This window comes from Synechococcales cyanobacterium T60_A2020_003 (assembly GCA_015272205.1).
Lineage (GTDB): Bacteria > Cyanobacteriota > Cyanobacteriia > RECH01 > RECH01 > JACYMB01.
Genome location: JACYMB010000290.1, coordinates 1 through 16,607 on the forward strand (window position 1 = coordinate 1; position 16,607 = coordinate 16,607).

Sequence of the window (16,607 nt, forward strand, 5' to 3'; positions counted from 1 at the left end):
AATGTAGCTGCTTCAGCCATTCTCATTAACAATTCTTATTGCGGTGACCAGGTACCCTGGTTTAGCATACCGTTCTGGCAGGGCGACTTCTCCCGCAAAGTTCTGCTTCGTGGGAATCACCTTGGAATTCTGCGGATGCGGGGCTAATCCAGTACGCTCCTTGCCTCGGTTCTGCACTGTCAGGAGCTAGGACGTAGCCTGCGGGAATCAGATCGGAGGCAGGAGTAGGCGTAGGCCGTTTCGCGATCTGCCTAAATTCTGTCAAAACCGACCGTGATTGGGCTATCCTAGCCTTTGCTTTGATAGGGAGAAGATTGATCCATGCCTGTTGCGACTGTGACTGTTCCGGCAACGACTGCCAACCTAGGCCCCGGCTTTGACTGCATTGGTGCAGCGCTGAGCCTGTATAACCGCTTTCAGTTCACGCCGCTGGATGGAGAGGAACCCACGGTGCAGTTTCAGGTCACGGGTACCGAAGCGGATCGGGTGCAGCGCGATAAAAGTAATCTGGCCTATCAAGCGTTTTGTCGTGTCTACGACCACTTAAATCAAACCCCACCTTCGGTGGAAATTGCCATTCAGCTAGGAGTTCCCTTGGCACGAGGACTGGGCAGTTCTGCGACTGCCATTGTGGGAGGCTTGCTAGGAGCCAATCTACTGGCCGGATCGCCTCTGAGTGCAGATGACATTATGAAATTGGCGATCGCCATCGAAGGCCATCCCGATAACGTAGTTCCGGCGTTGGTGGGGGGGTGCCAACTTTCGGCGCTTGATGCGCAGGACAACTGGCTGACGGTGCCTATTCCCTGGCATGCTGACATTGTGCCTGTGATCGCAATTCCCAACTTTGAGCTATCCACGGCGGAGGCACGACGCGTGTTGCCCAAAGACTACAGCCGTGCCGATGCAATTTTCAACACGGCTCACCTTGGCCTTCTTATCCGCGCCTTGGAAACTGGACAATCCGATTGGCTCAGTGCTGCCCTACAAGACCGCATCCATCAGCCCTACCGCAAACCCCTGATTACAGGTTACGAAGCGGTACAGGCCGCCGCGATGAGCGTTGGAGCCTATGGCCTAGTGATTAGCGGGGCAGGGCCTACACTGTTAGCGTTGACCTCAGAAGAGCGATCGCCCGCCGTGCAGGCACGGATGGAGCGGGCGTGGGCCGAGCAAGGCATTTTGGCGCAGGTGGAAGCCCTCCAGCTTGATACCCAAGGGGCGATCGCCCAATTACAAGCGTCTGTCTAAACTGGGTAGACCGTCGGGTAGGAGGTCGGGATCGGCGGGAATGTAAAGAATGTAAAACTTGGTGATGCTTTGGGAGAAGGCAGGTACACTAGCGGCGTAGGCATCTCCAAATGGATCAATCTTTGTATTGATTCGTTGAAAAGTCCCCATTTTGGTGGATATCTTGCTACATTTTTAGTCAAGCAACGCTATATGTATTGTTGACCCTGTAGACGTTCTCCTAGACTCATGGCTCAGGACACTCGCATGAACTCGGCAGCCTCGCCCTCGCCCCCCCCATCCCTTCAGCCACGGACATCCCGTTCGCCTGTTTCCACATCAGCACTCCGGTCTGGCACTTTCTCTGCCGATCAGTATGCCGATCGTCTGATGGATGAGCTATTTGAGGACGTTGATCGCATCCTAGAAGGGGTCGTGCCTGCCGAGCTTGCTGAACCTTTGGACACTCCTGGTTCAGCATTAGCAGTACAAACAGAAGCTGAAGCTACGGCCACGCTTACCATGCCGCTGCAAGCTGAGATGGATGAGGTGTCCAGTTTGGCGATCGCCCCTGACACCCATATCAGTACAGCAAATGAACCCGATACGCTACCGTTCCCTGGCGTTTCCCCTGAATTTATAGACCAGGACGAGCCTCAGCAACCTCTGAGTCTGTTCGATCGGCTCTTGCTCCTGGCTGCCGGAATTTCGGTGATTGCCACGATTGTCCTAGGGTTCATGCTAGAACGGGCTTGGCGACAGGCGCAAAATCCTCCTGTGCCAGCGATTAGCGCCGCTCAACTTGCGGAACAAAACCGTCAAAAAGCCTTTTTAGACTATATGCAGGAATCGTTAGAGGCCATCGATCGGCGTGCTGATCAAGTCCAGGTGGCTGGCGTTCCCCCTCAGTCCCAGATGCCGACCCTATCTATTCCTGGCAGTCCAACTAATTCCCCAACGGTGCTAGAGCGGGTGTACATCCCTGTATACCAAACGCCACCGATTGTGCCAGGTTCTCAATCAGCACCGTCTCTCTCAGCAGGTGCGCCCCCGGCTAGCGCTGTCCCCGCACCCAGCGTACCAACCGCTGCAGCCCCCGCTGCAGCCTATACTCTAGTTGGTGTCCTCGATCTGGGCGATCGCTCCGCCGCGCTGGTGAATATCAATGGCACGACCCAGCGATTTCAAGTGGGTGAAACGATTGGGGCAAGCGGTTGGACGCTCGTTTCCATTGAAGATCGAGAGGCTGTGATTCGGCGCAACGGTGAAGTGCGATCGCTCTTTGTGGGGCAAGTGTTCTGATGGTCTAAACGCGACGGACTGAGGGGCGATCGCTAGTTTCAGCCATAGCTGAAAGGCTGAAATCCCTGACGTGGCAACGTATTTCTAACTCATAACTGAGAACTCAACCCTCAAAATTGGGATCAGCAATTAACAAAGAGCAGTCGCTTTTCTACCCGACCAGGTTGCCTGTGGCGAATCCTCACCAGGCCACGAAACTTTTAGCAATTAAATTCGTCAACATTTACGCCTAACGCGATCGCTGTCAGACGGGATGGCGATGGAGTGCTGTTCTATGAATGCCCCCTTTCCAAGCAGTTTTAACTCAACGCATTCTTTACTTAAAAATGGCTGTAAAACCTCAATACACCACAATTCCGCCAATTATCATCTTTGGTGACAGTCTTTCGGATACGGGACGCCTCCGCCGCGCAACCCTTGGATTTGCACCGCCCGCCAAAGCCTACCCCACGGGACGCCTCTCCAACGGAGCCGTCGCTGTTGAATACCTTGCGGAGTCTCTAGGACTCCCCTTTAAGCAATCCCATAACTATGCGATCGCTGGAGCCAATTCTGACCGAAGTAACGTCAATGACAAGGCTCTGATTACCTTTGATGGGTTTCTCGACCAGATTGATGCGTTTAAAGACGATGTAGCAAAAACGGGGGCAAATCCCAACGGCATCTATGTGATTTGGATTGGAGCCAACGATCTCTTCAACGGCACGGATCAGCCAGCCAAAACTGTCAAAACCGTTCTCCAAAATCTAGAAGCCGGAGTTAGAGACTTAGCAGACGCGGGCGCGCGCTACATTACCCTGGCCACCTCGCCAAACCTAGGACAGACGCCTTTTGCCCAGCAGTCCGACACGCCCGTAGAGGTCATGATTGATTTGGTTAATCGGTTTAACAGCGGTTTAACAGCGGCGATCGCCACGTGGCAAGCAACGCTACGCAAAACAGATCTGATCCTGGCTGATGTGTTTCCGCTCGGAGAGGCGATCGCGGTGAATCCGAAAGCCTACGGCTTTACAAGTACAGAAATCGCGTACCTCACTAAAGACTTAGAACCGGACGATCCCAACGCCAACCCCGACGAATTTGTGTTTTGGGATCAGGTTCATCCCACGACTCGTACCCACAGTCTGTACGCAGAGGTCTTCGAAACGGCGATTACAGAAGGGATTACGGATGATATTGCCCGCAAAGGTACCACAACGGGCGATCGTCTCGTGGGATATGGCGGGGACGATCATCTCAAAGGAGGGGGTGGTGATGATGAACTCTTGGGTAACGCAGGCAACGACACGTTGCTGGGTGGACAAGACGAGGACTGGTTAGACGGCGGTGCAGGCAACGACAACCTCCGGGGCGGGCAAGGCTCTGATACCTTTGTGATTTACTCCGACATGGGTAAGGACAAAATCCTAGATTTCACGAGGGATGAAGACCACCTCATCACTGACCGTGGTTTGACCCTATCAGACTTAACACTCAACCCCGTTCGCAGCGGCACCAGAATTCAATCCCCGGATGGAACCCCATTAGCTGTTCTTCGGGGTGTTAGCCTGACGGCGATCGCAGAGTTTGATGGGCTTAGCGTAGTTTGAGGTCTAGTGCATTTGCGGTGGATGTGAATCCTTGCGTGGCTCTAAGGGTTCATGCTCTCCCCTCAAGCATTCATTCAGGAAGGTGATCATCATCGTCCAACATTCAGGCTAAAGCTTGTCAAAAAAAGCAGAGCAATCTTTTCTCAAGACCGCTCTACTCTTGCATACCTTCTAAGACAAGTATCTTAGCTATCCTATGGTATCAGCGAAACATGCTACTTACGGAACTATCCTCATGGATGCGCCACACGGCTTCCCCAATTAAGTTGGCAACCGATAGCACTGTTAGCTGCTTAAAGTGATTTTCAGGCGCGACGGGAATCGTATTGGTGACTACAACTTCCTCAAACAGCCCGGACGACAAGCGCTCAACCGCAGGCGGCGAGAAAACAGCATGGGTCGCACACGCATACACCGCTTTCGCCCCTTCACGACGCAGCAGCCTTGCCCCTTCAGTAATGGTTCCAGCCGTATCAATCATGTCATCGACCATGATGGCGGTCTTGCCAGCAACCTCACCGATGACGTTCATGACTTCAGCCACATTATGAGCCTGACGTCGCTTGTCAATGATCGCCAACGGTGCATCGTTCAGCTTTTTCGCAAAAGACCGGGCTCGCGCTACTCCGCCCACATCCGGCGAAACGACCACAACGTCCGATAAATTCTTAGTTGCCAAATAGTCATGGATGACGGGCGAACCGTAGACATGGTCAAAGGGAATATCGAAGTAGCCTTGAATCTGAGCCGAGTGTAGATCCATGGCCAGGACTCGATTTGCGCCAGCCTGGGTAATCAGGTTTGCAACCAACTTAGCGGTAATGGATTCGCGACCTGCTGTCTTTCGATCGGCTCGTGCGTATCCGTAATAAGGAATGACCGCCGTAATTTGACGGGCAGAAGCCCGACGACAGGCATCCACCATAATCAAAAGTTCCATCAAGTGGTCATTGACAGGATGGCACGTTGGCTGCATGAGATAAACGTCACATCCGCGAATCGATTCTTGGATCTGGATATACAGCTCACCATCTGCAAATCGCTTGCGTACCATTGGACCTAAGTCCATACCTAGGTAGCGTGCCACCTCTTTCGAGAGTTGGGCATTTGCGGATCCAGAGAATAACCGAAGGCGGCTATTGTCTGGCATGGAATGGCTGATAGATGGCTGGAGAGTTAGCGTTGCAGAGTGGATCACGACCATGCCCTCGAAGCTCAAGTCATCGCAATACTAGCATCTTCAATCGGTGAATGATTTCCCAGAAAACACTACTTCAGCATTACAAAAGTTCAACCACGCCCTAAGCGAATCAAACCCAATAAACGTGCGATCAAAAATGGCAGTACGCTCAATGAACAAAAGCCTTGGCCGCATCTTGATCGGTAGTGGCGGTAATCAACTCCCTCTATCTAATACCAGAGTTTAAAAGACGCATCCTAAAAACAAGCAATGTTAAAAGCTTTGTGACAAACCTGGACGTAAGATTTCAATTCATGTGGTCGAAGCTCAACCATACGCCAAGTATCAAAATTTATTTACAAGACTTAACATAGCAAAAATCTTGAAAAATGTGGACTATTTTCTAGGCGTTTATCTAACCTTCTAGTAGCGGTTGAAGATTAGACACATGGACTGGAACACCAGAAAATAGCCCAAGCCGTTAATCTGAATTACAGGTCGCCACCACGGAATGCCAAAACAAAAATGACAATTGGTCCGGAGAGCATGATCAGAGCAACCAGAGTTAGCTGGATGATGGCTTCCCAGTTGATACCACTACCAAGACTTGCAAGTGCGTCCATTATTCCTCCCAGAAAACTACGTGATGAACCTACAGAACCGTATGATCTTTTGGTCAAGATCGAATGACAAGCAGTTTCGCCCCACAGCGAGGGTGCTCAACATTAAATACTAGCCGCAAGGGGAAGGCTTTTTAAGTAAATTTACAAAAATCAAACTAACTCAATATTAATAGAGGTTTTGTTTGGTGCATTTGAACTAGTTTCTCTTGAAAATTGATTATGACCGGACTATAGTCTATGGCTACATGGCATTGTGTTAAAAATTGTGGGGCGTGTTGTCATCTGGATCCGACTGAGCGCCCTGATCTAGAGGATTACCTCACGCCAGCGGAGCTTGAGTTGTACCTCAGCCTGGTTGGTGCAGACGGATGGTGCGTCAACTTCGATCACGAGACGCGAGAATGCAAAATTTATGCCGATCGCCCGCGCTTTTGCCGGGTTGAAGCCGAGGTGTTCTACGACCTGTTTGGGGTAGAGGCGGAGGAGTTGAACGATTTTGCGATTGAGTGCTGTCGGCAGCAAATTGAGGCCGTATATGGCGATCGCAGTCTGGAAATGATTCGGTTCGATCAAGAAATTGGCATTGGCTAGGTTTGGAAGCTTGCGGTTTGGCGGCGTACTCGCGATAATGAAACAAATATGAAAAATGGGCGATCGCCCCTACTTAACTTCATTCGAGAACGTTATGACTGCTGCAATTGATGAGCGTTCGTCCGTCCGCACCGAAGGAGCGTGCCATGACTCTGTTAGCGCCCCAGACCATCATTCCGCCAAACCATCGTTGACCATCGGCCAAGAGTTCAAGATTTTCGTTTCAACGTTTCTCACAATTCTGGTGGCTGAACTGGGTGATAAAACCCAGCTCACCACCCTTTTGATCAGTGCTGAATCCCAGTCGCCGTGGATTGTGTTTTTAGGTGCAGGTTCAGCCTTGGTGGCAACGAGCTTGGTGGGGGTCATGCTAGGACGATGGTTGGCTACTCGCGTTTCGCCGCGAGTCTTAGAAACTGCTGTGGGTGGGTTGCTCCTATTTATCTCGGCGCTGCTGCTGTGGGATGTAGTTCACATGTAGATTCAGAGTTTTGCGAGACAGAGGAGACCCTCTTTTAGGATGCACACGAGGATAGGCAAAATAGATGGGAATCGATTGGAATTTACTGGGACTCAGCTTTATCACGGTCTTTCTATCAGAGTTGGGTGATAAAAGTCAGCTTGCGGCGATCGCCCTTGGGGGGCAAACCCGCTCTGTGCGGGCTGTGTTTCTGGGAACGGCAGCAGCTCTATTGGTCACTAGCTTTCTGGGCGTCATGCTAGGGGGTGGCCTGTCCCATCTCTTGCCGATGCGGCTTGTAAAGGCGATCGCCGCCATCACCTTTGCAACGATGGCCGTGCGGATGCTTTGGGTTCCTGAAATCGCCTCAGATGAAGATTAATGCCTAGGTTGTGCGTTCTCCAAACTTTAGGCTCTAGGGATTAGCCTTACCCCCAGTAGCGCAGCATCCAAGAACATGGGCGAGCAGGTGATGGGCGAATTTATGTCCGCTGAGCATCCCACTACGGGAACCGCTACTCTGACCGTGGACGGTGATACTCGGTACATTGAGTTTTCCGATGATTTTCAAACCGATCCCGGCCCCGATCTCTTTGTCGTTCTACATGTATCGCCGGATGTGATTGGGACAACATCCGCGCCCTCCCATTCCTTTGCAGAGGGGGACTATGTTCTGTTGGAACCCTTGCAGGCCGTTAGTGGGGCGCAACGCTATGCTATTCCGGCTGAGGTCGATCTGAGTCAATATGGATCGGTGGCGATTTGGTGTCGCCAGTTTAATGCCACCTTTGGTGCGGCATCGTTGCGGTAGGCATGTACCTCCGGCGGGTCTGAAGGAGGGGAGACACGTGCTGTAATGCAAGGTTATGACGTCTTTGATGCTACGGCCTGTGACACTCCTTCAAATCCTGTGCCAGAAACGCATTCATCCCCTAGGATGAATATGGTCAGACCCGCAGTGTAGGGATGCATGAATGGTGAATGGTGCTGAACAAACCCCAGTATCCCAATGGAGTTATTGTATTAATCCGCACTGTCAGCAGCGCCTCAATTCACGATCCCAGGAGGTCTGTCAGTCCTGTGGAACGCCGCTTCTGATAGCGGGACGGTATCGCTTACTAGAACCGTTGCGCCAATTACACTCCGGCTATGTTACTGAAATCTTTGCTGTAGACGACGAGAAAGATCACACCCCTAAAGTTTTGAAGGTGTTGACTCGCCAGCATAAGAAGCTGATCGAGTTGTTCAAGCGGGAGGCGGATGTCCTGCAGCGCTTAGACAGTCCCGGTATTCCCAAAGTCGATGAGATTGGGTGTTTTACGGTGACGGTGCGCGATCGCCCGCATCCGCTATATTGCTTAGTGATGGAGCGCATTGAGGGGGAAGACCTCCAGCAATGGCTCAATGAAAATGGGCCGATTAGCCAGACGTTAGCGCTGGTGTGGCTCCAGCAATTGGCTGAAATTCTAGAACAGATTCATCGCAATAATTTATTTCATCGGGATATCAAACCCTCGAATATTATGCTGCGTCCGGCAGGGGCATGGGGGCAGCTAGCGCTCATCGACTTTGGCACTGCCCGCGAAGTGACCGAAACCGTAGTGCGGGGACAGGATTCGACGGTGGTTTATTCGGATGGCTACACGGCACCCGAGCAGATCCGGGGGCGGGCGGTGCTTCAGTCGGACTTTTTTGCCCTAGGGCGAACCTTTATCCACCTCCTCACCAATCGCCATCCCAACGAATTTCCAGAGGATTCCCAAACCCAAAATCTAATCTGGAGCGATCACGCGCCCCATATCGCCCCTTTCCTTGTGGAATTTGTGAGTCGACTGGCGTCCGATTCGGTGCGCGATCGCCCTGCCAATGCGCGCAAACTGCTGATGGAACTCCAGATGGTGCGTGAGGAGCTTTTTCCTCGGCCTCTGTTTCTGTCCTCTGGTGAACTGGTGGATGAGGTGTTCTCTTCGGGCACAACGATTCCCCTCGACGACGATTGGATCACCCAAATTGACGATGATCCCCAGGGCACCTACCTGCAAGCCTCGACCCTAGCCCATTGGCGCGATCGCACCTATGCGAAGCGATCGCGTGGTCTGAAGCGGTACTGGGAAGCGTTTCAAAAGCTTTATAGACGCCGCACGGGTCGATATATTTTGCTCAGTATTCTGTTAGCGGGACTGATCCTCACTAACGTCATTGGTCTCTTTTGGCGGCAGAGTTTGAGTCTGCGACGCCAAACGCTAATGGCTCAAGATTTAGCCGCCCAAGCGATCGCCCTCCAAGGGCGAAACGATATGCAGGTGGAAACCTCTCTCCTTTTAGGGGTGGAGACCTGGAAACAGCTTGATAAGCTCCAGCTTTCCACATTGCCCGCCGACCAAGTGTTGCAGAATGGATTGTCTCTGTTACCGAAAGCGGTATTGCAAATTACCCATACGGACGATGGCAACGCTGCAATTTTTAGCCCGGACGGAACCTACGTGGCAACGGCAGGGGCTGACCATACCGTTCAGCTTTGGAATGTCCGCACGCAAGAGCAGATCGCAGAATTAACCCATGATGGGGCGGTGCAAGCGATCGCCTTTAGTCCAGATGGATCGCTACTGGCGACGGGCAGCACCGATCAAACGGTGAAGGTGATCCAAGTGGGTGATGCCAAAGCCGTGCGCACCTTGCCTGCATCTGCGTCCGTCCAGACCCTGGAATTTAGCCCGAATGGGGCGCTGCTTGTGGCGGCTAGCGGGAACTCGGTCATTGTTTGGCAAACGGAAACCGGGCGCGGACTTCGGCGCATGCCCCAACCGGGCTTTGTGACGGATCTGACCTTTAGTGCCAATGGCGCAGCGTTGGCGATCGCGGGAACCGATGGAACGGTGAACATATACGCCTCGAATAATCTGGCTGCCCCACCCCGTACCTTTACCCATCCCAGCAGCGTGAATGCGATCGCCTTTAGTCCCGATGGCAGCCGTCTACTGACTGGGAGCCAGGATCGGGTTGCTCGATTATGGGACAGTCAAAAGGGAACCCTAGTAAACTATTTTGTGCATGATCGCAGTGTGGTTGCGGTGGCCTTTAGTCCAACGGGGGCGTACCTCGCCACGGCGACCGGAAGCCCTCTGCCCCTGCACCAAACCCATACGGTGTTTCTCCGAGATGGGAAAACTGGCGAGATCGTGTTTCAAGCAACCCACAGCGCTGGAATTACGGATATTGCCTTTAGTGCGGACGGACAGCGGTTAGCGAGTGCAAGCTTTGACCATACGGCGTCCGTGTGGGATGTGCCCTCTGGTGAGCCGATTGCCCAAATGACCCATGACAACGGCGTGCTGAGTGTCGCGTTTAGTCCCGATGGGCGATCGCTCGTCACCAGTAGTTTGGACAATACCGCCCAGGTTTGGGAACTGGTGGGCAATCCTGTCCTCACTACCCTTGAGCATCCAACCACGATTCGTCAGGTGGCGTTCAATGCGGATGGGAGTCATGTGGCTACCAGCGGCACTGACAAAATTCTGCGCCTTTGGAAGACCAGCACAGGTGAGTTTTTAACCCAGTTCACAACGCCGCAGCCACTGAAAGCGATGACCTTCAGCCCCGTAGATCAAATTCTGGCGACCCTGGCCGATCGTACCGTGCAGATCTGGAACACAAATACAGGTACACCAACGCTGGCGATCGCCCACCCCGAACCCATTAACGCGATCGCTTTTCATCCCAATGGGCGCTATCTCGCAACCGCAAGTTCTGACAATACGGCGCGGGTTTGGGAAACCAACAGCGGTCTAGAAGTGGCGCGATTACAGCACGATAGCTTTGTCGAGGATGTGACCTTCAGTCCCGATGGACGCTATGTGGCAACGGCAGCGCTAGACAATACCGCCCGACTGTGGGAATGGCAGGGAACCAGCCCCCGGGAAGTGGCGCGCTTTGCCCACGATAGCTTTGTGAGTGCGGTGGCCTTTAGTCCCGATGGATATTATTTAGCAACGGCAAGTCTGGACAATACCGTACGGCTCTGGAACCTCGAAAAACCGGGCACACCGGAAGTGGTTCAGTTATCCCACGTTGACGATGTTCTGGATCTGTCGTTCAGTCCCGATGGCAAATATTTGGTGACCACGAGCACCTCAGACCAAGCTCCCGCTGGGTCAGCGGGCAATGTTGTTCAGGTGTGGAGTATTCCGGCGGGTCGTTCGGTGTTTTGGTACTCCGATCCGGCCACCCTGGCGACAACAGGTTTTACGCCCGATAGCCGATTCATGGCCACCGTGAGTCCGACGGAGGGAGTGCAGGTTTGGTCGATTCCGCAAGCAGAAGAGGTAGCGCGTCTCAATCCCGATTTAGCCGTGCAGGATATTGTGCTGGCTCCTGCAGGACAGATGATCGCGGCAATAGGAGATACCGCTCTCTCTCTTTGGACTTGGCAAGGGCAAAATCTAGTGGAACAGACGTGCGATCGCCTCACCCACACCCTAAGCCGTGACGACTGGCGACGCTTCTTGGGTCAAACACCCTATCGCCCCGTGTGTGGCGATCGCTAATTTGTTCGGTGGGATCGATGGCTCAGATTACTCAATGCCAAGCTGAATCGCGTCAATCAAACTGCTGTACAGTCCAAGTAACTGGGCTTCATTGACGGCAGCCTTAGGATTGTTCCAGGTGGCGACGACGCAGTAGGTCGATCCATCGTAGGCTTTGAGGTGGGTGGTCAGATTCAGCACGCCCGGTTCCGCCCCCCCCTTAAACGCGACATCCGCCCAGTCCGCAGGAGTCGCCACACCGGGATTGATCCCCATCAACGGCAGATCCGCGACGTGATCCATGTGCTGACATAGTTCCCGTGCAGAAAAGAACCATTCCACATCTAGCGCGATCGGATCGCCGGAAAATAGATCTACGGGAGGCAGGGGAGCCGTTGTGGTTTGTTCCAGTACGGCTCGTCGTTCAGCCTCATTACCCGATCGATACTGGTCTAGAAGACTCGCATTGTCTGGATTTTTGAGGGCAAATAAAGAGCGGGTGGTCAAGAAGGGCGTATTTTGGGGCGATCGCGCCTCTAAGTCCTCACGACCTACGAGATCAATCAGCGCATCCGTCGCTGTATTATCGCTGAGGGAAACCATCAACGTGGCCAAGGTTTCCAAGGTGAGGGAGGTGCCCACAGGCCAGTCCTGCATGATGCCGCTGGGCAGACTGCGCCAGTGGGGTTGAAGCGTGACCACATCATCCCACTGGCGATCGCCCGTTTCAATCTGATCTCTCAACGCGTCTAAGACCACGAGCTTAAACGCTGACCCGACGGCAAGACGCTGATCCGGATTGAGCGACGTGAGTTCCTCGCCATCATTCAGCACCAGCACACTCACATCACCGGGTAAGGCTTGAAACTGGGCGATCGTGTCATCCAGCGACAAGGCCAGAATCGGGGCTTTGAACACCAGTCCGGCAATGCGTCCCTCGGCATCCAGGGCAATGCGTACCGGAACCCGACCCTGCTCAAACTGCACCATAAATTCTGTTCCCGATGGTTCCACGGACTGAAAGGCACCGAGGGATCGCGTCAGTTCGTCAAGGGTGGGGCGAATCTGCTCTAGGGGAACCTGGTTCAAAAACGACTCGGCAAACCAGCTTTGTTCTACGTAAGATTCGGTGAACAGACGTTCGAGGGCTTGTTGGGGGGAAATCATGGATGATTGGGCAATGGACGCCGGGGGAGCGATCGCCAGCAGCGGATTAACTCCAGGATTCAAAAAACACAAACAGGATAAAAGAACAGCAAGCATAGGTCTAGCAATGGGAGGCGATCGCGCCTAGTTCTGCGATCCAAGCTTACCTGAAAGTTTGCCCTTAGAACGTACGCATATCTGGGATCGATTCTTCGATTGGGATTACAACAATCCCCGATAGCGAATAAAGAGAAGGATCGCCGCCCAAGACCCCAATGCTACCTTGATCGCAACCAGGATATTGAGCAATGGAATCATGCCACCACTCACCAATCCACCTAGCTCTCCATGCGGTAGCTCGATCCCGATTAGCGTGATCACCGCTAGGACGATAAACACCAACACCGACACCTTTTCCCAGGTCGATGCGCGCCATCGTTGATAGATAGACTCCATCCATTCGGAAGACGATGTAATCGCAATCAAACCGATCGCCGTTCCCCCGGCCACGCCTGCCGCAAAACCTCCCCCTGGACTGAGATGACCACGCAGCGCCAGTTCAATACTGACCAATGCGGAGATGGTTGCGCCCAGCCGCGCCAGCACAATCGACGGCTGATCGGTAAATTGATAGATGGTGCAGAAGGGACGTTCGTTGGACAACAGAAACTGAACCCCCATAATGGCGATTGTAAAGACCACTACTTCAAAAATCGTGTCGTAGAGGCGATTTCTGAAAATAATTCCCGATACCGCATTGGGTACACCGCTATCTTGGACAATCGGCTCTACGATCGAAAGATCGGGGAGGGCTGCCGCATTGGGCATCACCAAGACCTTAACGAACAGTAAGCCACCTGCAACTAAATAGATCCACTTCATCCATGGGCCTCCTCAAAATCCGAAGTTTGGGACGGGATCGGGGAGGGTGTTACCGATGGACGATAGGTTAGCACGAGATTCGGTAGTTCGGTCTGCATCAGATCATAGAGCCGCTGAACCCGTGTGGTGATTTGAAAAGAGAGATTGGAATCATCGCTAGGAGAGGGCGATCGCCCTTCACAGATCGCATGGATCTCTTTATCCATTAACGCTTGGTGTAACGCTTGCGTGCTGGGATAGGTCACTAGTTCCAATCGCATATAGTGCGTGCTGAGAAAAGTACGGAGATCAGCCGTTAGCGGCTGAAAAGCAGGATCAAGATTCGCGGAAGCCTCAGAATCCGGTAAGTCTATTACCCCCAGCCGCATGACCATGGACGATCGCACCGCCACGGCATAGAGGGTAATCGCCAGCATCGTGCCGACCAACGCTTCCGTCAACGCCACATCGGCTGCCCCCAAGACGGCATAGACCAGTGCCGCGATCGCCCCTAAAATGCCGCGAATCACCAACGCATGATAGGGATTGGTTTGAAAAATCACCATGCTGGCCGACAACGGCAACAACGCAACAATGACATAGAGATAGATCTCACTCTCATTCATAACGGGGAACCTCCGAACGGTTGGATGGACTGCTCGAACAATAGGCCAGGACATACCCCAGCACCGTATTCCAGATCGCGAGGGATAGCAGCGCCAAGAGCAACAGAGGCCACTCACCGGGAATTTTGAGAAGCAATCCCACGATAATCGCCATCGAGCCGAGGGTATCGGCTACCGAGAGACTGTGGAGTTTGAATAAGACGGAGCGATCGCCCAGGAGGGGAACGGTTCCCCAAATCCAGAACACTAATCCTATGCCAATACAGGCATAGCTCAGGCCATTCACAATCATCTATCCCCTCTCCAGTTCATTCAGTCGTTTAAGAATGTGAGCGAGCATCATCAGGGCGGCATTGCCTACGCTGAGAATAATCACGCCCACCACACCAATCATCCAGTCGTCCCGCAGCACCGAGACCACCAAAATCAAGATGGAGGTTTTGGTGGCGATACTGGCAAAGGCTAGCATTTTTTGCCAAATGTCATCGTCCCGACACGCTTCATATAGGGGAATCAGAAGTGTTCCCAGCATAGCCATCACGATCAGATTCATTGGGGTCGCCTCCGACGGACACGGTGGACTTCATACCAGCCTTCATCGTGATATTTCAACACGATGGTTTTGGGCGTAAAGGTGATTAAGAAAATATCGAGGAAAATGAGTCCCGGCGTGCGACGTGGCTTCACCCGTTCCATCGTCACATCCTCGTAGTTATGAGGACGCACCATGATTTCGACCGCTTCTTGATAGGCTTGCGGAATTGCAACCACCGTTTCCCACAACGTCCGGAGCCAGTCGCGAAAGGCACCAGGAGCCGTATAGCTACGAGGCAACAGTAGGGCGATCGCCACTCCAATCAGGATATTGGTCAGGCTTAGATCGGCCGTCAGCAAAAACCAGATTGTGAGCCGCAGGACGAGATCTAGAATGCCAATCATGCCATCACCATCCAAAAAATTAGGATCACCATCACACTCATCACACCGATCAGATGCTCAAATTCCTCCAGCACACGGGGCAACTTAACGGAAATGTGCCGAAAGATCAGGAAATACGCCAACCAGCCCCAAAAAATCGTCGCTAACGGTTTCACAATATTGGTTAGCGTGTAGGCATTGTAGTAGACGCCGTTGGCGGCGACCAACCCGATCAGCAACAGAACGACCGCAGGCCAAAATCCAGGTTTAACCGTACCTTTTCCCTGGGCGCTATGGGGCAGAAAAATAAATTTGGCAAAGGAAATCGATGTGCCCAATGCTGCAATGTTCATGCCAATCACCTGCCAGGGCAGCAAATTTTTCATAGTCAGCACTTTTGCGCCAAACCCCGATAGCAGCGGGAATCCGGAGATGGAAAAACTGGCGATCGCCAATGCCACCCAAATTGAGGTCTGCATGGGTTCATCGTGCAATTCCTTAAAGTTACGGCTTGGGAGTGCGCCAGCCGTCAGGAACAGGGAGGATTTCACCAAGCCGTGGGTGAGAGCATAAAAGCCGCCGACTTCCGGTGCCGCTAGCACAAATCCAAGCTGCGAAATGGTATGGAAGGCCAGCATTCGCTTGGTATCTTTTTCGAAGACGGCATAGCCCACGCCTAGGAGCGCTGTCCCCACGCCAAAGATTCGCACGATGGGATCAATCTCCTCCAACAGCAGGGCACAGCGCACCAGCGGAAATATGCCCGCCTTAACAACGACTCCCGACATCAAGGCGGATACGGGGGTTTCAGCTTCGGAATGGGTGAGCGGTAGCCAAAGACCCGATACAAAAATTCCGCCTTTGGTGATCAGTCCTAAGCCAATCAGGGCAACGGCTTCGGGGGGAGCATTCATCAGTCCCTCGAAGGCAAAGGAATGATTGGCCTGATAGACCAAGGCTGCTCCCACTAGGTAAAACAACATGGTGGTATTGCTGACAAAGAGATAGCGCAACGCCACCCAAATCGAGCGATCGCTCCGAGGATAGGCAATCAACAAAAACGCGGCAATGCTGATCACTTCTAGTGCGACGTATAGGCTAATAAAGTCGGCACAAACAAAGGCTGCATTCACGCTGCCGTGCAAAATAATAGCTTGCGTGTAGAAAAAGGCCGTCTTGCCACTCTGCCAGCAGTAAAGAATGACCGCAGTCGTCACTAGTGCATTGGTCAGGATAAAGAATCCGCTGAGGTTATCCGCAAGCAGGGATACGCCAAAGTTGTCTAAGAGTTGCAGTGTGAGGGGCGAGCGATGCCAGAAAATTAGCAGTGCATAGGCGAGCGATGCCAAAGCGACTCCTAAGGCCAGCCCTCGATCCAGCCTCGGTAGCAGATAAATCGTGAACCCTACGAAAAAGGGGAGGGCGATCCAGAGTATCGTTAGCGTAGTTAGCATATTCATGGCGTCTGGCTCTTCTCAATCTCACGGGCCTCCAGCGTGGGATTGTCGCGTGCCAGCTTCATCACGCCGACCAGCATCAAGGCTTGGATCGAGAGTCC

The 16,607-nt window shown here is 52.9% G+C and carries 18 protein-coding genes; 8 read left to right on the forward strand and 10 right to left on the reverse strand.

Features of this window, described 5'->3' with window-relative positions; all coding sequences use genetic code 11:
• Positions 1–321: 321 nt before the first annotated feature.
• A complete protein-coding gene (locus IGR76_14245; protein MBF2079639.1) occupies positions 322–1,251 on the forward strand; it encodes a homoserine kinase in 930 nt (309 codons plus the stop codon).
• Here IGR76_14245 and IGR76_14250 read toward each other — a convergent pair.
• Positions 1,234–1,401, reverse strand: a complete 168-nt coding sequence (locus IGR76_14250) for a hypothetical protein (GenBank protein MBF2079640.1) — start codon at positions 1,399–1,401, stop codon at positions 1,234–1,236. The two genes, IGR76_14245 and IGR76_14250, sit on opposite strands and share 18 nt — an antisense overlap.
• 78 nt (positions 1,402–1,479) lie before the next feature.
• Between IGR76_14250 and IGR76_14255 the strand changes: the two genes are divergently transcribed.
• Both IGR76_14255 and IGR76_14260 read left to right on the forward strand, forming a co-directional pair.
• The gene (locus tag IGR76_14255; protein ID MBF2079641.1) at positions 1,480–2,532 is read left to right on the forward strand and encodes a hypothetical protein; all 1,053 of its coding nucleotides are present in this window, start codon (positions 1,480–1,482) and stop codon (positions 2,530–2,532) included.
• A gap of 1,022 nt (positions 2,533–3,554) precedes the next feature.
• Positions 3,555–4,121, forward strand: coding sequence for a hypothetical protein (locus IGR76_14260; protein MBF2079642.1), 567 nt, complete (start codon positions 3,555–3,557; stop codon positions 4,119–4,121).
• 202 nt (positions 4,122–4,323) lie between these two features.
• On the opposite strand, the gene IGR76_14265 is transcribed toward IGR76_14260, so the two are convergent.
• Both IGR76_14265 and IGR76_14270 read right to left on the reverse strand, forming a co-directional pair.
• Positions 4,324–5,325 carry a ribose-phosphate pyrophosphokinase gene (locus tag IGR76_14265; protein MBF2079643.1) on the reverse strand — a complete coding sequence of 334 codons (1,002 nt, stop codon included), beginning with the start codon at positions 5,323–5,325 and terminating at the stop codon, positions 4,324–4,326.
• A gap of 467 nt (positions 5,326–5,792) precedes the next feature.
• Positions 5,793–5,924: a photosystem II reaction center protein Ycf12 gene (locus IGR76_14270; protein ID MBF2079644.1), complete on the reverse strand. Its 132-nt coding sequence runs from the start codon at positions 5,922–5,924 to the stop codon at positions 5,793–5,795.
• A 237-nt stretch (positions 5,925–6,161) separates the two neighbouring features.
• On the opposite strand from IGR76_14270, the gene IGR76_14275 reads away from it, so the two are divergent.
• The 5 genes from IGR76_14275 (at position 6,162) to IGR76_14295 (ending at position 11,519) form a co-directional block, all read left to right on the forward strand.
• Entirely contained in the window at positions 6,162–6,515 is a 354-nt protein-coding gene (locus IGR76_14275) for a YkgJ family cysteine cluster protein (GenBank protein ID MBF2079645.1), read from the forward strand.
• 55 nt (positions 6,516–6,570) lie between these two features.
• The gene (locus tag IGR76_14280; protein ID MBF2079646.1) at positions 6,571–6,996 is read left to right on the forward strand and encodes a TMEM165/GDT1 family protein; all 426 of its coding nucleotides are present in this window, start codon (positions 6,571–6,573) and stop codon (positions 6,994–6,996) included.
• Positions 6,997–7,066: 70 nt separating this feature from the next.
• Positions 7,067–7,357, forward strand: coding sequence for a TMEM165/GDT1 family protein (locus tag IGR76_14285; protein ID MBF2079647.1), 291 nt, complete (start codon positions 7,067–7,069; stop codon positions 7,355–7,357).
• 75 nt (positions 7,358–7,432) lie between these two features.
• Entirely contained in the window at positions 7,433–7,786 is a 354-nt protein-coding gene (locus IGR76_14290) for a DM13 domain-containing protein (GenBank protein ID MBF2079648.1), read from the forward strand.
• Positions 7,787–7,949: 163 nt separating this feature from the next.
• The gene (locus IGR76_14295) at positions 7,950–11,519 is read left to right on the forward strand and encodes a serine/threonine protein kinase (GenBank protein ID MBF2079649.1); all 3,570 of its coding nucleotides are present in this window, start codon (positions 7,950–7,952) and stop codon (positions 11,517–11,519) included.
• 27 nt (positions 11,520–11,546) lie between these two features.
• On the opposite strand, the gene IGR76_14300 is transcribed toward IGR76_14295, so the two are convergent.
• The 7 genes from IGR76_14300 to IGR76_14330 all read right to left on the reverse strand — a co-directional run bounded on the left by IGR76_14300 (position 11,547) and on the right by IGR76_14330 (position 16,509).
• A complete protein-coding gene (locus tag IGR76_14300) occupies positions 11,547–12,761 on the reverse strand; it encodes a serine hydrolase (protein MBF2079650.1) in 1,215 nt (404 codons plus the stop codon).
• 105 nt (positions 12,762–12,866) lie between these two features.
• Positions 12,867–13,526 carry a Na(+)/H(+) antiporter subunit B gene (locus IGR76_14305; GenBank protein MBF2079651.1) on the reverse strand — a complete coding sequence of 220 codons (660 nt, stop codon included), beginning with the start codon at positions 13,524–13,526 and terminating at the stop codon, positions 12,867–12,869.
• Complete coding sequence (locus IGR76_14310; GenBank protein MBF2079652.1) at positions 13,523–14,131, reverse strand: DUF4040 domain-containing protein; 609 nt, start codon at positions 14,129–14,131, stop codon at positions 13,523–13,525. Before IGR76_14310 ends, IGR76_14305 begins: the two co-directional genes overlap by 4 nt.
• Positions 14,124–14,420 carry a monovalent cation/H(+) antiporter subunit G gene (locus tag IGR76_14315; GenBank protein ID MBF2079653.1) on the reverse strand — a complete coding sequence of 99 codons (297 nt, stop codon included), beginning with the start codon at positions 14,418–14,420 and terminating at the stop codon, positions 14,124–14,126. Before IGR76_14315 ends, IGR76_14310 begins: the two co-directional genes overlap by 8 nt.
• A 3-nt stretch (positions 14,421–14,423) precedes the next feature.
• Positions 14,424–14,684 carry a hypothetical protein gene (locus IGR76_14320; GenBank protein ID MBF2079654.1) on the reverse strand — a complete coding sequence of 87 codons (261 nt, stop codon included), beginning with the start codon at positions 14,682–14,684 and terminating at the stop codon, positions 14,424–14,426.
• Positions 14,681–15,070 carry a cation:proton antiporter gene (locus tag IGR76_14325; protein ID MBF2079655.1) on the reverse strand — a complete coding sequence of 130 codons (390 nt, stop codon included), beginning with the start codon at positions 15,068–15,070 and terminating at the stop codon, positions 14,681–14,683. The genes IGR76_14320 and IGR76_14325 overlap by 4 nt, the downstream gene beginning before the upstream one ends.
• Positions 15,067–16,509 (reverse strand): cation:proton antiporter, encoded by a 1,443-nt coding sequence (locus tag IGR76_14330; protein ID MBF2079656.1) that lies wholly within the window; start codon positions 16,507–16,509, stop codon positions 15,067–15,069. Before IGR76_14330 ends, IGR76_14325 begins: the two co-directional genes overlap by 4 nt.
• Positions 16,510–16,607: the final 98 nt, after the last annotated feature.